This is a genomic window from Lysobacter enzymogenes (genome assembly GCF_900106525.1).
In the GTDB taxonomy this organism is placed as follows: domain Bacteria; phylum Pseudomonadota; class Gammaproteobacteria; order Xanthomonadales; family Xanthomonadaceae; genus Lysobacter; species Lysobacter enzymogenes.
The window spans coordinates 297592-316939 of the sequence record NZ_FNOG01000006.1; the positions used below are offsets into that span (position 1 = coordinate 297592).

Genomic DNA, 19348 nt, shown 5'->3' on the forward strand with positions numbered 1-19348 from the left:
CTGCCTACACGCCGTACATGCAAGAGCGACGATGAGACGACGCGTTCATATCCGGAAGAAAAGTCGTCAAACGCCTACTTTCGCCAGTTTCGGGGTGTGCGCGGGGATCCCGCCGATGACTCATCCATCGGCGGGATTGACGCGCAGTAGCGAGCCGTCTCGAGGTTGAGTGCCGCTCAGTTGCCTGTTCGGCAATTGGCTTTGATGCTCATGCAAACGCGAGGGCCTTGTACGGATTGAGTCACGATCACCTCGCTTCCGGCGACCAGCGAGCCCCCCAACGAAGTGCACTGGGCAGCGACCCGCTCGCGGATCTTCTGCGCCACGTAGCCGACGCTGCCAATGAGGCAGCCGCTGGCTCCCACCGGTGTGTGAGGATTGACGGGGAGTGGGCCGATGTACAGCAAGCGATTAGCCGAGCCCGGCCCGGCATCGCCGACGACGTCGTGAGTCGCGTTGTTCTGCAGCGCCTCGCGCACCTCGGCCGGGCTCGCGTTGGGATGATCATGCAGATAGAGGGCCGCGGCGCCGGCGACCAGCGGCGCGGCATACGAGGAGCCGCTGTCGTAGATATAGTCGGAGTCGCTGTCGAGATTGGCCAACGTGAGCGATACCCCGGGCGCGAAAATGTCGACCTTGCCGTAGTTGCTGTAGTAGGCGCGCACATCGTAGTAATCGGTGTAGCCCACCGAAATGGCCTCCGGCGCGCGGGCGGGCGTGGAGCGGTTGGCGTTCTTGTGCTCGTTGCCTGCCGATACGACCACGGTGATTCCCGCCTGCACGGCGCGCCGCACCGCCCGGTCCTGCGGCGTGCGCCAGCCGAACCAGCGCCGCCAGAAGCCCGGCGAGAAGCCGTAGCTGATGTTGACCACCGCGGGCTTGACGTGATGCCGGGTGACCCAGTCCAGTCCGGCGACGATGGTCGAGGTGGTCAGTGAGTTCAGCGGATTGTGGGCCCAGCCGCGGCAGCCGGAGATGCGCACGGAAATCAGGTTGGCGCCCGGCGCTACGCCCAGCGTGCTTCCGCCTGCCGCGCTCGCCACTCGGGTGCCGTGGCCGTAACAATCGTCGCGCGAACCCATGAAGCGGATGAAATCGGCCTGCTGGCTGGCGCGTCCGCCGAACTGCTCGTGCGAGCGGCGAAAACCGCTGTCGAGCACGTAGATGTTGACCCCGGAACCGTCGTTCGGCGCGACATAGCGGCCATCGAGCGGGTGTTGGCGTTGATCGACGCGATCGCGATGCCAGCTCTCGGCCGCCTCGCCGTAGGTGTCTTCCTCGACCGATTCGACCAGCGCGTCGTCGCTCATGGCCTGGGCTTGCGCGGCGCTGCCGGTGAAGGAAAAGCCCTGCACGGTAGGAAAGACGTTGATGACCGTGCCGCCGTAGCGGTTCAACAAGTCCTGCGCGAGCGTTTCGACCGAACTGTCAGGCGTGTCTTCGCGCAGGCTGACCACGTATTGATCGGGAACCGGCGCCTCGGACGGCAGGAATTTGGGCACCTGCACCGCCGGCACGTCGCCGGCCGAGTTCCAGGCATTGGCCGGCTGGTCGTCGATCGCGGTCCAGAAGCGCGCGCCTGCCGGCAGTTGCCCGGCTGCCCAGAACGTCCAGCCGCCCCTGGATTGAAAATCCGCACCGAAGCGGCCGTCGTGGAATTCGGCCAGCCGCCAGCTCTGACCGAAGCGGTCGGCGCAGATCTCGTCGCCTTTTTCCCGGGATGTGAGCACGGCCCCGTGAATCGCAGGCGTGGTTTTGACTTCGCCACCGAGCCAGCCCTGATCGTAGCCGTAGGCGATCCCGCCCGGCGCGGCGCGTCCGTCGACGCTCACGCATAGCAGCGGCAGCTCCGCATCGATTCGGGTGTCGCCGAGATAGGCGTTCGAGGCGGTATCGGCGCCCACGCGGACCAGACCATCGCCTTGGTTCAGCACCGTCCAGGTCATCGCTTTGCGGTAGCCGTCGCTGGCGCTCGCGTCGCCGAATGCGGTCAACGCGACCAGCACAACGCCTGCACGGCGGACGGCCGCCGTCCTCCCCGGTGCGGCGAACATCGCCGCGCGGGGCCTGAAAATCCGATTCATGGTGTCCTCCTTGGACAGCGTGGCCCGCAAGGGGCGTGGTGAGTCGCGGATGAAACCGCGCGAACGCGGTGATGCCGGTCCGATCGAATCGACTCGATCCGGCCATCGCGATCTTGATCGGCGCGAATGCGCGATGGGGCCGGAATCGGCGCAAAGTCGGGCCCCGCACGTGACCGCCATCGCACGTCGCTCATCGCGCGAAGGCGATACCCGCTTGCTGCATACATTTTTCGTACTGCGCTGCCGTCGCGCGGACGCGGACTCGCATCACTGAGATCGCGCACGCGCGCACCGACACCGCGCACAAAGAAAAACCCCGGCCGAAGCCGGGGTTTTCCTTGGGCCGTGCGGCCCGTCGCGTCCCTGCGCAGTTCAAGCGATCAGAACGTGATGCTCCACTTGTCGATGCGGCCGGTGTCGGCGTTGGCGTTGTCGTTCACCCGCAGCTTCCAGGTGCCGTTGAGCGGTTCGCTGGAGAGGTTGAAGGTGAAGGTGCCGGTGACGTTGTCGGCGCTGCCGCCCGAACGGTTGCTGATGTTGTACAGCGAGCCGTCCGGAGCGACCAGGTCGACCTTCAGGTCGCCGCGGTAGGTGTGGATGATGTTGACCGCCACCTGCGCGTTGGTCGGGGCGTTGCCGGTACGGCCGGAGACCGTGATCGGGCTGTCGACCGTGGCGTTGTCGTTGATCGCGTAGTCGGTGTCGTTGGTGTAGGTCTGGCCGCCCGGGCCAGGGCCGCCGCCGGGGCAGTCCACGCCGACCTGCAGGAACGCATCGGACACGTCGGCCAGGGTGAAGCCCAGGTCGGTGGCCGCCTGTTCGACGCCGCAGGCGCCCTGGTTGAAGTCGGTGCTCGGGGTCCAGTAGTCCTTGTTCGCCTTGGCGAAGACCTTGAACGCCTTGACCGTGCCCCAGCCGGACTTGCTCGCCAGCAGGTAGAACGCCTTGTTGTACACGCCCGAGGAGTAGTGGACGTCCAGGCCGTCGTAGTAGTTGCTGGCGTGGCCGATCGACTGGCCGTCCTGCGGCGGGTTGGCCATGTAGCGCAGCGCGCCGGTGCCCTTGAAGATCTGCGCGCCGACCAGGAAGTCGTTGGTGCCGCGCATGTAGAACTCGGCGGCCTCGCCGGCGATGTCCGAATAGGCTTCGTTGATGCCGCCGGACTGGCCCGAGTAGACCAGGCCCGACTGCTGCTCGGTGAAGCCGTGCGAGACCTCGTGCGCGGCCACGTCGAGCGCGACCAGCGGATAGAACGTGGTGCGGCCGTCGCCGAAGGTCATGGCCGAGCCGTCCCAGAACGCGTTCTCGTAGTTGCTGCTGTAGTGCACGCGCATGCTCAGCTGGAAGGTCAGCGGCGGGGTGCCGACGTAGCTGTTGTACATGTCGAACACGACATGGCCGAAGTAGTGCGCGTCGTTCAGCGGCGAGAACGCGCCGTTGATGGCCTTGACCGTGTTGCGCGGGCAGGTGTACGAGAACGCCGTCGTGCCGCTGGTGCCTCCGTTGAGGTTCACCGTCTTCACGTTGGTGTTGTTCATCGTGCAGGTGCTGCCGCTCTGGGTCACGTCGTTGAACCCGAAGTCGGTGCCGTACTCGTACTGGCCGGTCTTCTGGTTGCCGCCGGGGCCGGTGCCGACCAGGGCGTGGTTCAGGCCGTCCCACTGCTTGAGCACCTTGCCGCTGGTGGCGTCGACGACGACGAACGGACGCATCGGCGAGCCGCCCTGCGGCGCATCGGCGAAGTAGTTGACGACATAGGCCAGGTGGGCCTTGCCGGCGTCGTCGAGGTAGATCATCTGCTGGCTGCTTTCGTTGCGCACCTGCAGCGAAGCGGCGCTCTTGCCCATGCCCGCGGCCTTGGCCACGCTCAGCGCCTGGGCGCTGTCGAACTTGGCCTTCAGGCCGGCCGGCAGTTCCGCGGCGAGGCCGGCGACCGAGCGGCCGAACAGCGCGCGCACGTTGCCCTTGGCGTCTTCGCGCACGACCACGTGCTCGCCGAACACTTTCAGGCCGCGGAAGGTCTGCTGATAGCGGTAGCTGCGCGAGCCGTCGGCGTCGACGCTGCTCTTGAGCTGCGTCAGCGAGGACTCGGCGTCGAGCGCGATCAGTTCGGCGTGGCGCACGTTGGCCTTGGCGGCGACGCCGGACTTGGCGGCCGCGGCCTGGTACTGCTGGTTGAGCTTGGCGACGTCCACGCTGTGCAGATCGACGCGTTGGGCCGCGCCGGCGGCGCCGGCGACGAGGGCGAGCGACAGAGCGAAGGACAGTGCCGATACGTTGCGATTCACTGGTATTACCCCCAAACGAGTGTGGATGGTGGCCGCGTTCGCGGCCGGCTCTCATTGCTCGTGCATCCGCTCCCCCGTAGCCCGCGGCGTGCGCTCTCGGACGATCCGTGCCCTGAGTGCGCGCGCGTTGCCGGACTTCGTGCGGATACCGCGCTGGCGCCGCGCGGCGGAGGGACGCTAGGGGCGACACAAAAAAACCGTCAACGCGGGTTGCGCAGTTCACAGTGCGAATGCGACCTGCGTATGTGCGTGCGCAGCACGGTTTCGTCTGAAAGCATTGCGCCGCCTTGGCTGTGGCGGTTTGTCGCGAAATCGGGCTTCGAAACATCGCCGTAATAATGTTTCACTGATGTTGCTGCGTTGCAGCAGGATATTGCGGGTGCGGGTAGGGGGTTCGGCCGCCTTGTGCGTTGGATTAATGTGACTGCGGTCGTCTGCAAGCGTTTTCACCGGGAAAAACGCACAGAACGCGATCGCGCGGCGTATCGGCATTATTTCTCAGTTTCCATTTCGTCGATTATGTCCATCGGCTGATGTGACCCGTGCACGCGCGTTTCTGCTCGGCCCATTGCAGTCCCGGATCATTATGTTTCTTCATGAGTCCGGGCGCGTTGCGGAAACCGGAACGGTGCCTCACATCCTTGCCGCAGCCGCCGGCGCGACGGCGGCGCGGATTTTTCCGCAGCGGAAAATACCCAGAAAAAAACCCCGGCCGGGGCCGGGGTCGCCAATACGTAAAAGTATCGAAGGCCGGCGCGGCCGCGGCCGCGCCGGCGTGGTTGCGGTTACTGCGCGGTCACGCCGACCTGGCGGAAGGCGTCGATGACGTCCGCGGTGCTGTAGCCCAGGTCCGCCGCCGCCTGGCGCACGCCCTGGCCGCCCTGGTTGAAGTTGGTGCTCGGGGTCCAGTAGTCCTTGTTGGCCTTGGCGAAGGCCTTGAACGCCTTGACGGTGCCCCAGTTCGGCTTCTTGGCCAGCAGGTAGAAGGCCTTGTTGAACACGCCCGAGGAGTAGTGCACGTCCAGGCCGTTGGTGTAGTTGCTGGCGTGGCCGATCGAACGGCCGTCGCGGGTCGGGTCGTCGAAGTAGCGCAGGGCGCGGCCGGAGGCCTTGAAGATATCGGCGCCGACCAGGAAGTCGTTGCTGCCGCGCGCGAAGAACTCGGCGGCTTCGCCGGCGATGTCGGAGTAGGACTCGTTGATGCCGCCGGACTGGCCGGAGTAGATCAGGCCCGACTGCTGCTCGGTGTAGCCGTGCGAGGCCTCGTGCGCGACCACGTCGAGCGAGACCAGCGGATAGAACGTGGTCGCGCCGTCGCCGAAGGTCAGGGTGCGGCCGTCCCAGAACGCGTTCTCGTAGTTGCGGCTGTAGTGCACGCGCAGGGCCAGTTGGAAGGTCAGCGGCGACAGGCCGGTGTAGGCCTGGTAGGTGTCGAACACCACCTTGCCGAAGTAATGCGCGTCATTCAGCGGCGAGTACGCGCCGTTGATGGTCTTCACCGTATTGCGCGGGCCGGTGTAGGAATACGCGGTGGAGCCGCTGGTGCCGTGGTTGAGGTTGACCGTCTTCACGTTGGTGGTGTTGAAGGTGTAGGTGCTCCCGCTCTGGGCGACGTCGAGGAACGGACGGCCGCCGCTGCCGTATTCGTACTGGCCGATCTTCTGGTTGCCGCCGGGGCCGGTGCCGACCTGGGCGTGGTTGAGGCCTTCCCACTGCTTGAGGATCTTGCCGCTGGCCGCATCGACGATCGCGAACGGACGGCTCGGCTCGCCGCCGCCGACCGTGTCGGAGACGAAGTCGACCGCATACGCCAGGCGCGCCTGGCCGGCGTCGTCGATGAAGATCACCTTGCGGCTGTTCTCGTTGCGGATCTGCAGCGCGGCGGCGCGCTTGCCGTGCGCGGCGGCCTTGGCCAGGCCGAGCGCCTGCGAGGCGCTGAGCTTGGCGTCGAGCTTGGGCAGGTCGGCCTTGATCCCGGCGATCGAGCGGCCGAACAGAGCGCGCACGTTGCCCTGCGCGTCCTCGCGCACCACCACGTTTTCGCCGAACACGGCGACGCCCTGGTAGGTCTGTTGATAGCGATAGTTGCGCGAGCCGTCCGCATCGACGCTGCTCTTGAGCTGAGTCAGCGAGGAGTCGGTGTCCAGCGCGATCACTTCGGCGTGGCGCGCGTCGGCCTTGGCGGCGGCGCCGGACTTGGCGGTCGCGGCCTGGTACTGGCGGTTGAGCTTGGCCACATCGACGCTGTGCAGGTCGATCACCTGCGCCGCGTCGGCGGCGCCGGCGGCGAGGACCAGCGAAAGGGCGAGGGACAATGCCGATACGTTGCGATGCATGGGAATGCTCCGGAGGTGAGGGGAGAAAGTGACGGCCGTGTCCGCGGGTTTCTCGCGGATGCCGCGGCGTTTGCGTGCGGCGGAATCGACGCTAGGCAGGCGGGCAGGGGCGGGCAACGCGGCGTGCCGCGGTCACATCCGGAACGCGACGTTTTCCGAGGCGGTTTTCCAGGCGGTTTCGGGCGAAACCGTTGCCGCGTCTGGGATGCGTAAATCCCGGATTCAAAAGGAGAAATATTGAAAACAGTAATAGTGTTTCAATAATTATGCTGCAATGCAGCATAAGATTGGGGTTGGAGCGAGGGTTGGCTGGGTCGCGCGGCGTTCGATTATGTGATCGATATTTAGTTTCGGTTTCTCCGGGGGATTTTCCCGGGAAATTATGGGGATTCGAATTGAGTGCGGACGCCGGGAGAATTCGCCGGTCAATATGCGCTTGTGACGCATTTTGCTGCGGTTTTGCGGCCTGGGCCGGCATTATCGGAAATCGGCCGCGCACATAACCTTTGCTCATGGCGGCGGGCATGAGGCGGAAACCGAAGCCAGCGCACAGATCGCCCGCAGCGTCGATGTCGTTGGCGGCGCCATGTAGGAGCGGCGCGAGCCGCGGCCATGGAGCCTCATGGTCGCGCCGCAATCCGGCGACCCCGCGGTCGCGGCTCGCGCCGCTCCTACAGTCGGATAGCGCGACGCATCGGCGAACGATCTGCGCAGCACCCACGCCGCGCCGCGCTCACATCCGCCCTCATGCGGCGATTACCGCCTGCATGCGCACGCTCTATACTCGTCGCAGTTCCCTGAGAGATACGCATGATGCGAACGCAGCCCCTGGACGGACCCGCGGATGGAACCGCCCTCTCGCCCCCGACGCCGCGCAGGCGCAACGGACGCTTCAGCGGCTCGCTGATGCGTGTCGCGGCCGCCGTGTTGATCGCGGCCACCGCCCTCGTCGCCGGCTGCAAGCGCGACGGCGGCGGCCAGCTGCCGCAGGCCAGCGGCGAGGCCATCGTGGTCAAGCGCGAGGCGGTCAAGGGCTTCGCCCTGGTCGCGGCCTATCCGGACCAGAAGCGGGGCGACGAGCTCGCCATCGCGCTCGAATTCAGCCAGCCGCTGGTCGGCACCCAGGACTTCGACCAGCTGCTGGCCGTGACCGACAAGAACGGCGCCCCGGTCGAAGGCGGCTGGGTGCTGGACGAGGGCGGCAAGATCCTGCGCTTCCCGCACGTGGAAGCGAGCAAGGACTACACCGTCACGATCAAGCCCGGCCTCACCGCCGCGGCCGGCGACCGCATCGGCCAGGCGCTGACCAAGCAGGTCTACACCGGCCCGCTCGAGCCGGTGGTCGGCTTCGCCTCGCAGGGCAGCGTGCTGCCGGCGCGCGACAGCCGCGGCCTGCCGGTGGTGTCGATCAACGTGCCTGAGGTGGACGTCGAGTTCCTGCGGGTCAAGGACAAGGAACTGCCGAAGTTCTTCGCCGAGTACCAGCGCGGCGGCCGCAAGGGCAGTTGGGAGCTGGAGCGCGACTGGGACGAGAAGAAGCCGCTGTCCAAGCTGGCCGAACCGGTCTACGTCAACCGCTTCGTGCTCGGCGGCAAGCCCAACGAGCGCGTGCTGACCTACCTGCCGCTGCAGGAGATCAAGGAACTGCAGCAGCCCGGCCTGTACTTCGCGGTGATGAAGCGCGCCGGCCAGTTCAAGGACGAGTTCGAGACCGCGTTCTTCACCGTCAGCGACCTGGGCCTGCACGCGCGCGCCTACAAGAACCAGTTGTTCGTGCACGTGGCCTCGCTGGAGAAGGGCGAGGCGGTCGGCGGAGTGGAACTGAAAGTCATCGGCGCCGACGGCGAGCCGGTGCTCAAGGGCCAGACCGACAGCAACGGCAATGCGCTGCTCAACTACAAGCTCGACGCGGCCCAGGTGCTGATCGCCGGCAAGGGCAGCGACGTGTCGATGCTGCCGTTCAACCAGCCGGCGCTGGACCTGTCCGAGTTCGCCGTGGCCGGTCGCGAGCAGGCCTGGTTCGACGTGTTCGCCTGGTCCGGGCGCGATCTGTACCGCCCCGGCGAGACCGTGCGCCTGTCGGCGCTGCTGCGCGACCAGGACGGCAAGCCGATCGACACCAAGGGCAAGGCGATGCAGCCGGTGTTCCTGCGCTACGTGCAGCCCGACGGCAAGACCTTCCTGGAAACCCGCCTGCAGCCCGATGCGCAGGGCTATGTGCGCCACGCGCAATTGATTCCCGCCGACGCCGCCACCGGCCGCTGGCGGGTCGAGTTCCGCACCGATCCGGCCAGCAAGGAAGCGGTGCAGGGCATGACCTTGCGGATCGAGGAGTTCCTGCCCGAACGGCTGAAGCTCGACCTCGACGCGCCGGCGGTGCTGCGCCCGGGCCAGCCGTTCAAGCTCGGCGTGCAGGCGGCCTATCTGTACGGCGCGCCGGCCGCGGGCAACCGCTTCACCGCCAAGATGACGGTGGCGGTGGAGCAGCATCCGCTGGAGCAGATGCCGGGCTACTTCTTCGGCGACCCGACCCTGAGCCTGCCCAAGGAAGCCAAGGACGTGATCGATACGTCGCTGGACGACGCCGGCAAGCTGTCGCAGGACATCGCGCTGCCCGACGAAGCCAAGCCGGTCAGCACCATCGCCGCCATCGTCACCGGCAGCGTCTACGAGAGCGGCGGCCGCAGCGTCAACCGCAGCGTCAAGCGGGTGCTGTGGCCGGCCGACGCGCTGGTCGGCGTGCGCCCGCTGTTCGACGACAAGGACGGCGCCGACAGCAACGCCACGGTCGGCTTCGAACTGATGCGCGTGGGCAGCGACGGCAAGCCGCGCCCGGCCACGGGCGTGCGCGCCACCCTGGTGCGCGAGCGCCGCGACTACCACTGGAACTACGGCGAGGACGGCGGCTGGAAGTACGACTTCACCCGCCGCTTCGAGGATGTGGAAACCCGCAGCGTCGACCTCGGCGCCAACGCGTCCAAGCTCAGCTTCCAGGTGGAGTGGGGCGAGTATCGCCTCGACGTGTTCGACCCGCAGACCAAGATCACCACGCGCTATCCGTTCCGCGCCGGCTGGAGCTGGGACGACCAGAACCGCGGCCTCGACGCGCGCCCCGACAAGGTCAAGCTGGCGCTGGACAAGACCGCCTACAAGGCCGGCGACACCCTGGAAGTGACGGTGACGCCGCCGCACGAAGGCCCGGGCCTGCTGATGGTCGAAACCGACCGCATGGTCTATGTGCAGGCGATCACGGCCAAGGCTGGCAGCAAGTTCAAGATCCCGGTCACCGACGCCTGGGAGCGTCACGACGTCTACGTCACCGCGCTGGTGTTCCGCGGCGGCAGCGCGCCGAGCAAGATCACCCCGGCGCGCGCGGTCGGCGTGGCCTTCGTGCCGATGGACCGGCGCGAGCGCAAGGTCGCGGTCGGCCTCAACGTGCCGAAGCTGATGAAGCCCGAGCAGGATCTGCCGGTGATCGTCAGCGCGCCGCAACTGGCCGGCAAGGACGCCTACGTGACCGTCTCGGCGGTGGACGTGGGCATCCTCAACATCACCCGTTTCGCCGTGCCCGACGCGGCCGCGCATTTCTTCGCCCAGCGCCGGCTCGGCGTGGATTCCTACGACGTCTACGGCCGGGTGATCGAGAGCTTCGACGGCGAGAGCGCCAAGATCCGCTTCGGCGGCGACATGGCCTTGCAGGCGCTGCCGCAGGCGCGGCGGCCGACCGCGCGGGTGCAGACGGTCGATCTGTTCGCCGGGCCGGTCAAGCTCGACGCCCAGGGCATCGCCCGGATCAAACTGGCGGTGCCGGATTTCAACGGCACCTTGCGGGTGTCGGCGCTGGTGTATTCCGCCGGCAGCTACGGCAACCGCGACGCCGAGACCATCGTGCGCGCGCCGGTGCTGGCCGAGGCGAGCACGCCGCGGGTGCTGGCGCCGGGCGACAAGAGCAACGTGACTCTGGACGTGCAGAACTTCACCGGCAAGCCCGGCGAGTTCAAGGTCAAGGTCGAAGGCATCGGCCCGCTGTCGCTGGACGGCGGCGAGCACAGCCTCAGCCTCGGCGTGGAAGCGAAGAAGACCCTGACCTTCCCGGTGACCGCGCGCGAGGGCTACACGGTGGCGCAGGTGCGGGTGCAGGTGGACGGCAACGGCTACAAGGTCGACCGCCGCTACGACCTGCCGGTGCGTCCGGCCTGGCCGTCGGTGCTGCGCTCGCGCACCCGCGTGCTCGACGAGATCGGCGCGATCCAGCTCGGCAGCGATTTCGCCGAAGGCCTGATGCCCGATTCGGTCAGCGCGCGCATGGTGGTCAGCGCCTTGCCGCCGATTCCGTTCGCCAGCGCGCTGCAAGGCGCGCTGGAGTACCCGTACGGCTGCGCCGAGCAGACCACGAGCAAGGGCTACGCCGCGCTCGAACTGGACGAGGCCACGGCCAAGATGCTCGGCGTCAAGGGCATCGACGCCAAGCAGCGGCGCGCGCGCATGGAAGGCGCATTCGGGCGGCTGGCGGCGATGCAGATCGCCTCGGGCCACTTCTCGATGTGGGGCGACGGCGACTACGTCAATCCGGGCCTGACCCCGTACGTGGTCGAGTTCCTGCTCGACGCCCGCGACGCCGGCTTCGCCGTGCCCGAGACGATGCTGCAGAAGGCGCTCAAGGCGCTCGGCGAAGACCTGTTGTCGGGCAACGCCTCGTTCTACGGCTACGACCGCCGCGAACATCTCAAGTTCGCCTACCAGGCCCACGCCGGCTACGTGCTGGCGCGGGTCAACCGCGCTCCGCTGGGCACCCTGCGCGCGCTGTACGACAACGACCGCAAGCAGAGCCTGACCGGTCTGCCGCTGGTGCACCTGGGCCTGGCGCTGAGCCTGCAGGGCGACAAGGCGCGCGGCGCCAAGGCGATCAAGGAAGGCTTCGGCCGCGACGCGTCGCAGCGCCCCGAGTACCTGGGCGACTACGGCAGCCGCCTGCGCGACGACGCGCTGATGATCGCGCTGGTGCACGAGCACAAGCTGTCGCAGCCCGAGTTCGACGCGCGCGCGGTGGCGATGGGCCGCGATCTCGATGCGCGCCGCAACAGCGGCTGGCTGTACTTGAGCACGCAGGAGCAGGTCGCGCTGGCGCGCCTGGGCAAGGCGCTGATGGCCGACCAGGGCAAGCAGCTGTCCGGCCGCTGGACCGTCGCCGGCGCGTCCACCGACGCCGACCCGGCCAAGCTGATCGGCCGCGCCTTCGACTTCGCCCAGTTGGCCTCCGGCGTGAGCTTCGCGCCGAACGGCCCGACCCCGCTGTACGCGAGCTTCGAAGTCGCCGGCGTGCCGCGCACGCCGCCGGCCGCGGACGGCTCGAAGATCGAGGTGACGCGCAAGTACTACACCACCGAAGGCAAGGAGTGGTCCGGCGGCAGCCTGGTCGAAGGCGAGGCGCTGATCGTGCAGGTCGCGATCAAGGCGCGCAGCGCCATGCCCGACGCGCTGCTGACCGACCTGCTGCCGGCGGGTCTGGAGATCGAGAACTTCAACCTCGGCGACGCCAAGCAGTGGGCCGGCGTGGTCGTGGACGGGATCGAGATCTCCGAGCGCTCCAGCGCCGCCGACGTCAAGCACGAGGAGTTCCGCGACGACCGCTATGTCGCTGCGCTCAAGCTCGACGACGGCCGCACCGCGCGGGTGTTCTACCTGGTGCGCGCGGTGACGCCGGGCACCTACACGGTGCCGCCGTCGCTGGTCGAGGACATGTACCGTCCGGAGCTGCGCGGCGTCGGCAAGGCGTCGCCGGCCAGCCTGACGGTGCGCCAGCCGTGAGCGCCGCTCACGGCGCGGCGGGGCGCGCGATGCGTCCCGCCGCGGTGTGCATTGGCTTGTGCGCGGCGCTGCTGCTGGCCTCGGCCGGATGCAAGAAGCAAGGCGCGCAGACCACGACCCAGGCCGCGGCGGCGTCCGCCACCGCGGCGCCTGCACCGGCCGCCGACCCTGCCGTCGACCCGGCGCTCAACTGGGGCGGCACCACGCCGCACGACCGGCCGCCGCTGCACGATCCCTTGATCGAGCAGGCCAACGCGATCCTGCGCAAGGCCGATCCGGGCTTCGATCGCTTCGAGATCCAGTACGTCACCGGCGATCTCGACCGCGACGGCCGCGACGATGTCGCGGTGGAGTACGGCATCGGCGAGGACGGCGCGATGCGCCACGTCGCCAAGCGCATCCGCGTGCTGCTGTCGCGCGCGGGCGGCCTGGAACTGCAGCCCGACCAGACCGAAAAATTCGCCGATTGCCCGGCGCTGCGCGAGATCCGCGACGGCCGCCTGTGGGCCGATGGATTGGAAGCTTGCATGCTGCCGTTCCCGCGCACCCTGGCCTATTACCAGTTCGAATGGCGCAACGGCGCCCTGGTTCGGGTGGCGCAGGAAACCGCGCAGCAGCGCGTGCTGTCGCGTTTGCAGGCGATGCGCGCGGCGGTGCTGGCGGGCGAGTGGGCGACGCTGGACCGCAATCTGCGCCCGGGTCCGCTGCCCGCAGGGGCCGACGCGGCGACCGCGGACAAGAAACCGCCCGACAAGAGCCTCGCTGCGGCCGAGCCGGTATTCGCCGATGCGCAGCGCCGCCGCGCGTTCGCCGACGCGCTCGGCCTGCTCGGCCATCTGCAACTGCAGCGCCTCAACGATCACGAAGCGCTCGCCAGCCTGACCAAACCGTCCGGCCCCGAGGCCGGCGAACGCCGCCTGCACATCGACACCGCGCCCGAGGACGGAGCGGTCGATATCGACGGCTACACTTACGTCGTCGATGCGCGCGCGAGCCTGGAATGGCCCGAGGGCGACGGCGTCGGCTATCACCTGCGCTGGCGCCTGATCGAAGGCGACCTGTACCTGGAAGAGGCCGGCGAGCACGACCTCGACGGGCTGGAAAGCTGAGCCGGCCGCGCATCCGTTTTTCGGCCCGATCCCGGGCCACGCCACACGAGCGGCCCCCGCCGTTCGCGAACGTTCGCAAGGAGCGATACATGCCTTACACCCGACTGTCCGCCGCGTTGTTGTTGAGCCTGTCGCTGGCCGCCTGCCAGTGGGGCGACAAGCCCGCCGATGCGGCCGCCGCCGGCGCCAACGCTACGCCGGCTGCGGCCCAGCCCGCCGCTAAACCGGCCGACCCCAAGCAGACCCTGGAGGCCGCGTTCGCCGCGCTGCGCAAGCGCGTGCCGGACTTCGAGCGACTGGGATCGGAACACGCGGTCGGCGACCTCGACGGCGACGGCGTCGACGATGTCGTCGTCGCTTACGGCGAAGGCACGCCCGACGCGCAGATGGCGACGCTGAAGAAGTGGGCCGCGATCATGAGCCGTCCCGGCGGCCCGCAGCTGCTGCCGCAGACCGACACGGCCGACGATTGCGTGTACCTGGACAAGATCGCCGGCGGCAAGCTGTACCTGCAGGTGCCCGACATCTGCACCGCGGCGCGGCCCAAGACCCGCGAGTACCTGACCTACGCCTGGAACGGCAAGACCCTGGCGAAGATCGACAGCCAGAGCGCCGACGCACGCCTGCGCCAGCGCCTGGGCGCGCTGGCCGATGCGTTCGCGCGCAAGGACAAGGGCGCGATCCTCAACGTATTCAAGTTCCCGCTGCCGCTGCAATCGGTGCCGGTGCAGGGCACCGCGCTGGGCAATCAGGCCGAAGCCAACAAGGACACGATCGAGCGGGCGATGGCCGAGCGCCATTTCGACGACCTGTTCCCGGCCCAGCGCCTGGCCGACTACGCGCTGCTGCTGGGCGAAGTGCGCGCGCTGCAGCCCAAGCCCGATCCGGAAGGCGGCGAGATCGCGGTCGGCCAGCGCCGCCAGGGCGAGGAAACGCAGTGGTCGGAGCTGCGCATCGACTGGGATCCCGACGAAGACCGCGACGAAGACAACCAGGAACTGATCCAGGCCCGCATCGAGATCAGCGGCGGCATCGGCAAGGACGTCAAGGCCGAAGCGAACACCCTGGGCGAAGTGCTCGACCGCGAGCAGGCCAGCCGCCGCGTGTACGAGGAAATGCGCTTGTTCCTGATCGACGGCGAACTGCGCATGCAGTTGCCCAACGGCGCGGGCTGAGCGGCGGTGCAGGGCAGGCCTGTGGGACGGGCCTGCTCTCGGCAGGCCAGCTCCCCACAGGCCAGCGCTCTACAGGCTTGCTCTCTACAGACTTGCTCTTGTGGGAGGGACTTCAGTCCCGATGCTCTTGTCTCAGCCCGCTTCGAACGGGCGGAGGTTTCGGCGACCTGAGACGAAGGCGTCGGGACTGAAGTCCCTGCCACAAGAACTCCAGGCCCGAAGTCCTCTCACAACAGCGTCGAGGCCGAAGTCCTCCTACAACACCGCCGAAGTTTTTCCATGCCGTCCTCTTCCGCCCCCGCCACGCCGTCGCGCCGCCACCGCCTGCGCCGCGCCGCGCTGTGGGCGACGCTCGTGCTGGCATCGCTGGCGAGCGTGGCGATGCTGCTGGATCTGGCCTTCCCCTTGCCGCTGCCGCGCGCGCGCGACGCCGGCGCGGTGGTGGTCGCGCGCGACGGCACGCCGCTGCGCGCCTTCGCCGACCGCGACGGGGTGTGGCGCTATCCGGTCGAGGCCTCGCAGGTGTCGCCGCTGTACCTGCAGGCGCTGCTGAACTACGAAGACCGCTGGTTCTGGCGCCACCGCGGCATCAACCCCGCGGCGATGGCGCGCGCCGCCGCGCAGTGGCTGCGCAGCGGGCGCGTGGTGTCCGGCGGTTCGACCCTGACCATGCAGGTCGCGCGCATCCTCGACGCCGAGCCCGGCGAGCGCCGCCGCAGCCTGTGGGCCAAGAGCCGGCAGATGCTGCGCGCGCTGCAGCTCGAAGCGCATTTGTCCAAGCCGCAGATCCTCGCGCTTTACCTCAACCGCGCGCCGTTCGGCGGCACCGTCGAAGGCGTGGAAGCGGCGAGTTGGGCGTACCTGGGCAAGCCGTCCTCGCGCCTGTCGCACGCCGAGGCCGCGCTGCTGACTGTGTTGCCGCAATCGCCGAGCCGCTTGCGCCCCGACCGCGAACCCGAGCGCGCGCGCATCGCCCGCGACAAGGTGCTCGCGCGCATGGCGCAACTGGGCGTGTGGACGCGCGCGCAAGTCGCCGACGCCAAGGTCGAGCCGGTGGTGGCGCGCTCGCTGCAGCCGCCGCGGTTCGCGCCGCTGCTGGCGCAGCGGCTGCGCTTCGCCGATCCGCGCGCGGCGCGGCTGGTGTCGACCATCGATCCGGGCTTGCAGCGCACCTTGGAAGACCGCGTCGCCGCGTATTTTTCGACCTTGCCCGAACGCACTTCTGCGGCGTTGCTGGTGGTCGACAACGCCAGCCTGGAAGCGCGCGCCTACGTCGGCTCGGTGACCTTCGGCGACGCGGCGCGGCTGGGCCATGTCGACATGGTCCAGGCCTGGCGTTCGCCGGGCTCCACGCTCAAGCCGTTCTTGTACGGGCTTGCGCTCGACGACGGCCTGATCCATTCGGAAAGCCTGTTCGTCGATGCGCCGCAATCCTTCGGCGGCTACCGGCCGGGCAATTTCGACACCGCTTTCAACGGGCCGGTCAGCGCGGCCAGCGCGCTGCGGCTGTCGCTCAATATTCCGGCGGTGGATCTGCTCGACCGGGTCGGCGCGCCGCGTTTCTCCGCGCGTCTGGCGCATGCCGGCATCGACCTGCACTGGCCGCGCGGCGCGCAGCCGAACCTGGCGATGATCCTCGGCGGCACCGGCGCGCGGCTGGAGGATCTGGTCGGCGCCTACGCTGCGTTCAACCGCGGCGGCATCGCCGGGCGCGTGCGTTATCAACCCGGCGCGCCTGAAACCGAACGCCGGTTGCTGTCGCCGGGCGCGGCGTGGATCGTGCGCGAAATCCTCGAAGCCAACCCGCGTCCCGGCAGCGTCGAACAGACTTTCGACGCCGGCGGCCGGCCGCGCGTGGCCTGGAAGACCGGCACCAGCTACGGCTTCCGCGACGCCTGGGCGCTGGGCAGCACGCGCCGCTACACCGTCGGCGTCTGGGTCGGCCGGCCCGACGGCACGCCGCTGCCGGGCCAGTACGGCGCGGTGACCGCGCTGCCGCTGTTGTTCGAGACCATCGACAGCCTGCCGCGCGTGCGCGGCGACGCGGTGCCGCTGCCGCCGCCGGCGAGCGTGCGCCAGATCGAGATCTGCTGGCCGCTGGGCCTGCCGCCGGATCCGGCCCAGCCGCAGCTGTGCCAGCGTCGGCGCGAGGCTTGGACGCTCGACGGCTCGGTGCCGCCGACCTTCGCCGAACGCGACGCGCGCTTGTGGAGCGCAGGCGTCGAGCGCTTCGAAGTCGATGCGCGCAGCGGCCTGCGCCTGTCGGCCGAGTGCGCGCGCGAACACGTGCGCGAGACGCGCGCGCTGGCGCGCTGGCCGGCGTTGGCCTCGCCGTGGCTGCCGGCGCAGACGCGGCAAGCCTCGCGCCTGCCGCCGCTGGCGAGCGATTGCAGCGCCGACGGCCGCGACGCCGCCGAAGAATTGCGCATCGAAGGCATCGACGACCTGGCCACGCTGGCGCGCGCGCCGGGCAGCGCGACGCCGCTGCGGCTGTCGGTGCGCGCGCTCGGCAGCGACGCGCGCGTGCGCTGGCTGCTCGACGGCCGCTGGATCGGCGAAAGCGACGGCCGCGGCCGCTTCGACTACGACTTCGGCGAACCCGGCGAGCACACCCTGACCGCGCTGGCCGATACCGGCGCGTGGTCGCGGGTGCGGTTCAAGGTGTTGCGCTGAGCGCGGCCGGTGCGGGAGGGGCTTGAGCCCCGGCGCGGTCGTTGCAGGCAACGGCGATTCGGCCGAAGAGCGTCGGGGCTGAAGCCCCTCCCACAAAGGCAGGGCGTCCCACAACTGCGGTGCCTCGCATGACGGCGACTGCTTCTACGGTTGCAGTCGCTTTCACGGATGCTGGTGGGATCAATCCAGCGAGTGCTGAGCAGGGTCGTTGTGGGAGGGGCTTCAGCCCCGACGCTGTCGTTGCAGGCAATGGCGATTCGGCCGAAGAGCCTCGGGGCTGAAGCCCCTCCCACAAAGGCAGGGCGTCCCACAACTGCGGTGCCTCGCATGACGGCGACTGCTTCTACGGTTGCAGTCGCTTTCACGGATGCTGGTGGGATCAATCCAGCGAGTGCTGAGCAGGGTCGTTGTGGGAGGGGCTTCAGCCCCGACGCTGTCGTTGCAGGCAATGGCGATTTGGCCGAAGAGCGTCGGGGCTGAAGCCCCTCCCGCAAAGGCAGGGCTTCCCGCTACTGCAGTGCATCGCATGACGGCGACTGCATGCACCGTTGCGGTCGCTTCCAAGGTTCCTGGCGGGATCAATCCAGCGAGTAAGGCGGAGGTTCGATGGCCGCCGCCAATCCGCTGCGCTCCAAGGCCTGCGCATAACGCTCGGCTTCGATCGCTGTGAGCTCCGCGAGTGCGCCGTCCTCGCGCAACGTGCGCAGCAATTCGCCGGCGGCCCGCCCGCTCTCGGCGGCGAGGCAGGCGGCCGCGCGCAGGGTGTCGGCGTCGTTGCGATGCTGCGGGGCGAGCGAGAGGCGGTGGCGCATCGCGAGGATGCGCGCCAGATCGGGCCGGGTGGTCGCCGCGCTGGTGCCGCAGCGGGTGCAGGTCACCAGCAGCGACATACCCTGGATCTCGCTGCGGACCGTGGCCTGGTCGCCGCAGGAGCAAAAGCTCAGCGGTTCGCTCATGCCGGCTCAGCCCGCCGCGTCGCGGTGCACGGCGATCACATCGCCGATGGAGTCCGCGCCCGGCGCGTAGCGCGCGCCGGCGAATCCGGCCGCGGCCGCCAGCAGCGCCAGCAGCAGGAACGGCACGGCGGTGCGGCGCAGCGCGGTCGACAGCCAATGCCGCGATTCGATCCGGCGCAGGCGCCGGTACAGGCCGCCGGCCAGGGCCACGTCGAGCAGCACTTCGGCCATCAGCGCCGGCGACAGCCACAACGCCCACAGCGCCACCAACGCCGCGGCCACGGCGGCGAGGATCGCGACGATCACCCAGCCGAAGTCGTCGGCGCCGTCGAGCAACGAGAAATCCGCGTCGCCGCGGGCGCTGCTGCTGCGCGAGGACGACCACGACGACGAGGACGAGGACGATGAGGAGGAGGGCGCTTCGTAACTGGAACTCGCGCCGCCGCCGCCGCTGCGGCCGCCGCCGCTGTGCCAGCCGGGGCCGGAGGAGCCGGAACTGGAGGAGCCGTCGGAGAGGCCGTTGAGGTCGGGCCAGTCGTTCTCGTTCTTGCGCTTGCGGCCGTGGCTGTAGGCCCAGGTCCACAGCAACAACAAGAACGCCGCGTAGGCGGCGCAGGCGGCGAGCGGATAGCGCAGCGCCATCGTGTGCATGCCGGCCTGGAGCAGGCCGAACGAGGCGAGGAAGCCCGCGGCGCCGGTCAGCAGCACGATCAGGCTCATTTGCAGGCGCGGCCAGTGGTCGCGTTCCAGGCGTTCGCGCAGCCGCGCGATTTCCATATCTCGGCTCATGGCGCGAGTGTAGACGCGGCCCGGCGCGTCGACGCAAGCCGGTGCGGCGCGCCCGGCGGGGAACGATTCAGCGCGGCGTGGTCGGGGCGTTGCGGTACGGGCGCGGCGCGGACCGCGGCCGGTTGGCTTG

General features: G+C 68.9%; 13 protein-coding genes and 1 pseudogene. 6 read left to right on the forward strand and 8 right to left on the reverse strand.

Going from position 1 to position 19348, the window contains the following annotated elements:
* Positions 1-176 precede the first annotated feature (176 nt).
* The 4 genes from BLU84_RS16770 to BLU84_RS26620 form a co-directional block, all read right to left on the reverse strand.
* On the reverse strand, positions 177-2084 hold the full coding sequence (locus tag BLU84_RS16770) for a S8 family peptidase (protein ID WP_139175056.1): 1908 nt from the start codon (positions 2082-2084) through the stop codon (positions 177-179).
* 380 nt (positions 2085-2464) lie between these two features.
* Positions 2465-4372 carry a M4 family metallopeptidase gene (locus BLU84_RS16775; protein ID WP_074869863.1) on the reverse strand — a complete coding sequence of 636 codons (1908 nt, stop codon included), beginning with the start codon at positions 4370-4372 and terminating at the stop codon, positions 2465-2467.
* 785 nt (positions 4373-5157) lie between these two features.
* On the reverse strand, positions 5158-6708 hold the full coding sequence (locus tag BLU84_RS16780) for a M4 family metallopeptidase (RefSeq protein WP_074869867.1): 1551 nt from the start codon (positions 6706-6708) through the stop codon (positions 5158-5160).
* A gap of 91 nt (positions 6709-6799) precedes the next feature.
* A complete protein-coding gene (locus BLU84_RS26620; protein WP_139175058.1) occupies positions 6800-7234 on the reverse strand; it encodes a hypothetical protein in 435 nt (144 codons plus the stop codon).
* Between the two features lie 380 nt (positions 7235-7614).
* Between BLU84_RS26620 and BLU84_RS16785 the strand changes: the two genes are divergently transcribed.
* The 3 genes from BLU84_RS16785 to BLU84_RS16795 all read left to right on the forward strand — a co-directional run bounded on the left by BLU84_RS16785 (position 7615) and on the right by BLU84_RS16795 (position 14800).
* Entirely contained in the window at positions 7615-12516 is a 4902-nt protein-coding gene (locus BLU84_RS16785; RefSeq protein ID WP_074869872.1) for an alpha-2-macroglobulin family protein, read from the forward strand.
* On the forward strand, positions 12513-13625 hold the full coding sequence (locus BLU84_RS16790) for a hypothetical protein (protein ID WP_139175059.1): 1113 nt from the start codon (positions 12513-12515) through the stop codon (positions 13623-13625). Before BLU84_RS16785 ends, BLU84_RS16790 begins: the two co-directional genes overlap by 4 nt.
* A gap of 89 nt (positions 13626-13714) precedes the next feature.
* The gene (locus BLU84_RS16795; protein WP_074869879.1) at positions 13715-14800 is read left to right on the forward strand and encodes a hypothetical protein; all 1086 of its coding nucleotides are present in this window, start codon (positions 13715-13717) and stop codon (positions 14798-14800) included.
* An 84-nt stretch (positions 14801-14884) separates the two neighbouring features.
* Here the strand turns inward: BLU84_RS16795 and BLU84_RS28725 are convergent.
* Positions 14885-14929 (reverse strand): annotated as a pseudogene (locus tag BLU84_RS28725) (DUF6053 domain-containing protein); the annotation flags it as partial.
* Positions 14930-15079: 150 nt separating this feature from the next.
* Between BLU84_RS28725 and pbpC the strand changes: the two are divergent.
* Complete coding sequence (pbpC, locus tag BLU84_RS16800) at positions 15080-17473, forward strand: penicillin-binding protein 1C (RefSeq protein WP_083382735.1); 2394 nt, start codon at positions 15080-15082, stop codon at positions 17471-17473.
* Here pbpC and BLU84_RS28730 read toward each other — a convergent pair.
* Complete coding sequence (locus tag BLU84_RS28730; protein WP_425479403.1) at positions 17457-17603, reverse strand: DUF6053 domain-containing protein; 147 nt, start codon at positions 17601-17603, stop codon at positions 17457-17459. The genes pbpC and BLU84_RS28730 overlap by 17 nt on opposite strands.
* Before the next feature lie 38 nt (positions 17604-17641).
* Here BLU84_RS28730 and BLU84_RS28735 point away from each other — a divergent pair, with 38 nt between their 5' ends.
* Together BLU84_RS28735 and BLU84_RS28740 are read left to right on the forward strand one after the other, a co-directional pair.
* Complete coding sequence (locus BLU84_RS28735; protein WP_425479404.1) at positions 17642-17953, forward strand: DUF6053 domain-containing protein; 312 nt, start codon at positions 17642-17644, stop codon at positions 17951-17953.
* Positions 17841-18143, forward strand: a complete 303-nt coding sequence (locus BLU84_RS28740) for a DUF6053 domain-containing protein (protein ID WP_425479407.1) — start codon at positions 17841-17843, stop codon at positions 18141-18143. The genes BLU84_RS28735 and BLU84_RS28740 overlap by 113 nt, the downstream gene beginning before the upstream one ends.
* On the opposite strand, the gene BLU84_RS16805 is transcribed toward BLU84_RS28740, so the two are convergent.
* Together BLU84_RS16805 and BLU84_RS16810 are read right to left on the reverse strand one after the other, a co-directional pair.
* Entirely contained in the window at positions 18052-18429 is a 378-nt protein-coding gene (locus BLU84_RS16805; RefSeq protein WP_074869882.1) for a hypothetical protein, read from the reverse strand. The genes BLU84_RS28740 and BLU84_RS16805 overlap by 92 nt on opposite strands.
* Before the next feature lie 6 nt (positions 18430-18435).
* Positions 18436-19218, reverse strand: coding sequence for a hypothetical protein (locus BLU84_RS16810; protein ID WP_139175060.1), 783 nt, complete (start codon positions 19216-19218; stop codon positions 18436-18438).
* Positions 19219-19348: the final 130 nt, after the last annotated feature.

What these genes read in the sequence shown, in the direction of transcription:
- BLU84_RS16805 (WP_074869882.1), bottom strand. Translation starts at nt 18,429, where the DNA reads ATGAGCGAACCGCTGAGCTTTTGCTCCTGCGGCGACCAGGCCACGGTC.
- BLU84_RS16780 (WP_074869867.1), bottom strand. Translation starts at nt 6,708, where the DNA reads ATGCATCGCAACGTATCGGCATTGTCCCTCGCCCTTTCGCTGGTCCTC.
- BLU84_RS28735 (WP_425479404.1), top strand. Translation starts at nt 17,642, where the DNA reads ATGCTGGTGGGATCAATCCAGCGAGTGCTGAGCAGGGTCGTTGTGGGA.
- BLU84_RS16785 (WP_074869872.1), top strand. Translation starts at nt 7,615, where the DNA reads ATGCGTGTCGCGGCCGCCGTGTTGATCGCGGCCACCGCCCTCGTCGCC.
- BLU84_RS28730 (WP_425479403.1), bottom strand. Translation starts at nt 17,603, where the DNA reads ATGCGAGGCACCGCAGTTGTGGGACGCCCTGCCTTTGTGGGAGGGGCT.
- BLU84_RS16795 (WP_074869879.1), top strand. Translation starts at nt 13,715, where the DNA reads ATGCCTTACACCCGACTGTCCGCCGCGTTGTTGTTGAGCCTGTCGCTG.
- pbpC (WP_083382735.1), top strand. Translation starts at nt 15,080, where the DNA reads ATGCCGTCCTCTTCCGCCCCCGCCACGCCGTCGCGCCGCCACCGCCTG.
- BLU84_RS16810 (WP_139175060.1), bottom strand. Translation starts at nt 19,218, where the DNA reads ATGAGCCGAGATATGGAAATCGCGCGGCTGCGCGAACGCCTGGAACGC.
- BLU84_RS28740 (WP_425479407.1), top strand. Translation starts at nt 17,841, where the DNA reads ATGCTGGTGGGATCAATCCAGCGAGTGCTGAGCAGGGTCGTTGTGGGA.
- BLU84_RS16770 (WP_139175056.1), bottom strand. Translation starts at nt 2,084, where the DNA reads ATGAATCGGATTTTCAGGCCCCGCGCGGCGATGTTCGCCGCACCGGGG.
- BLU84_RS26620 (WP_139175058.1), bottom strand. Translation starts at nt 7,234, where the DNA reads ATGCCCGCCGCCATGAGCAAAGGTTATGTGCGCGGCCGATTTCCGATA.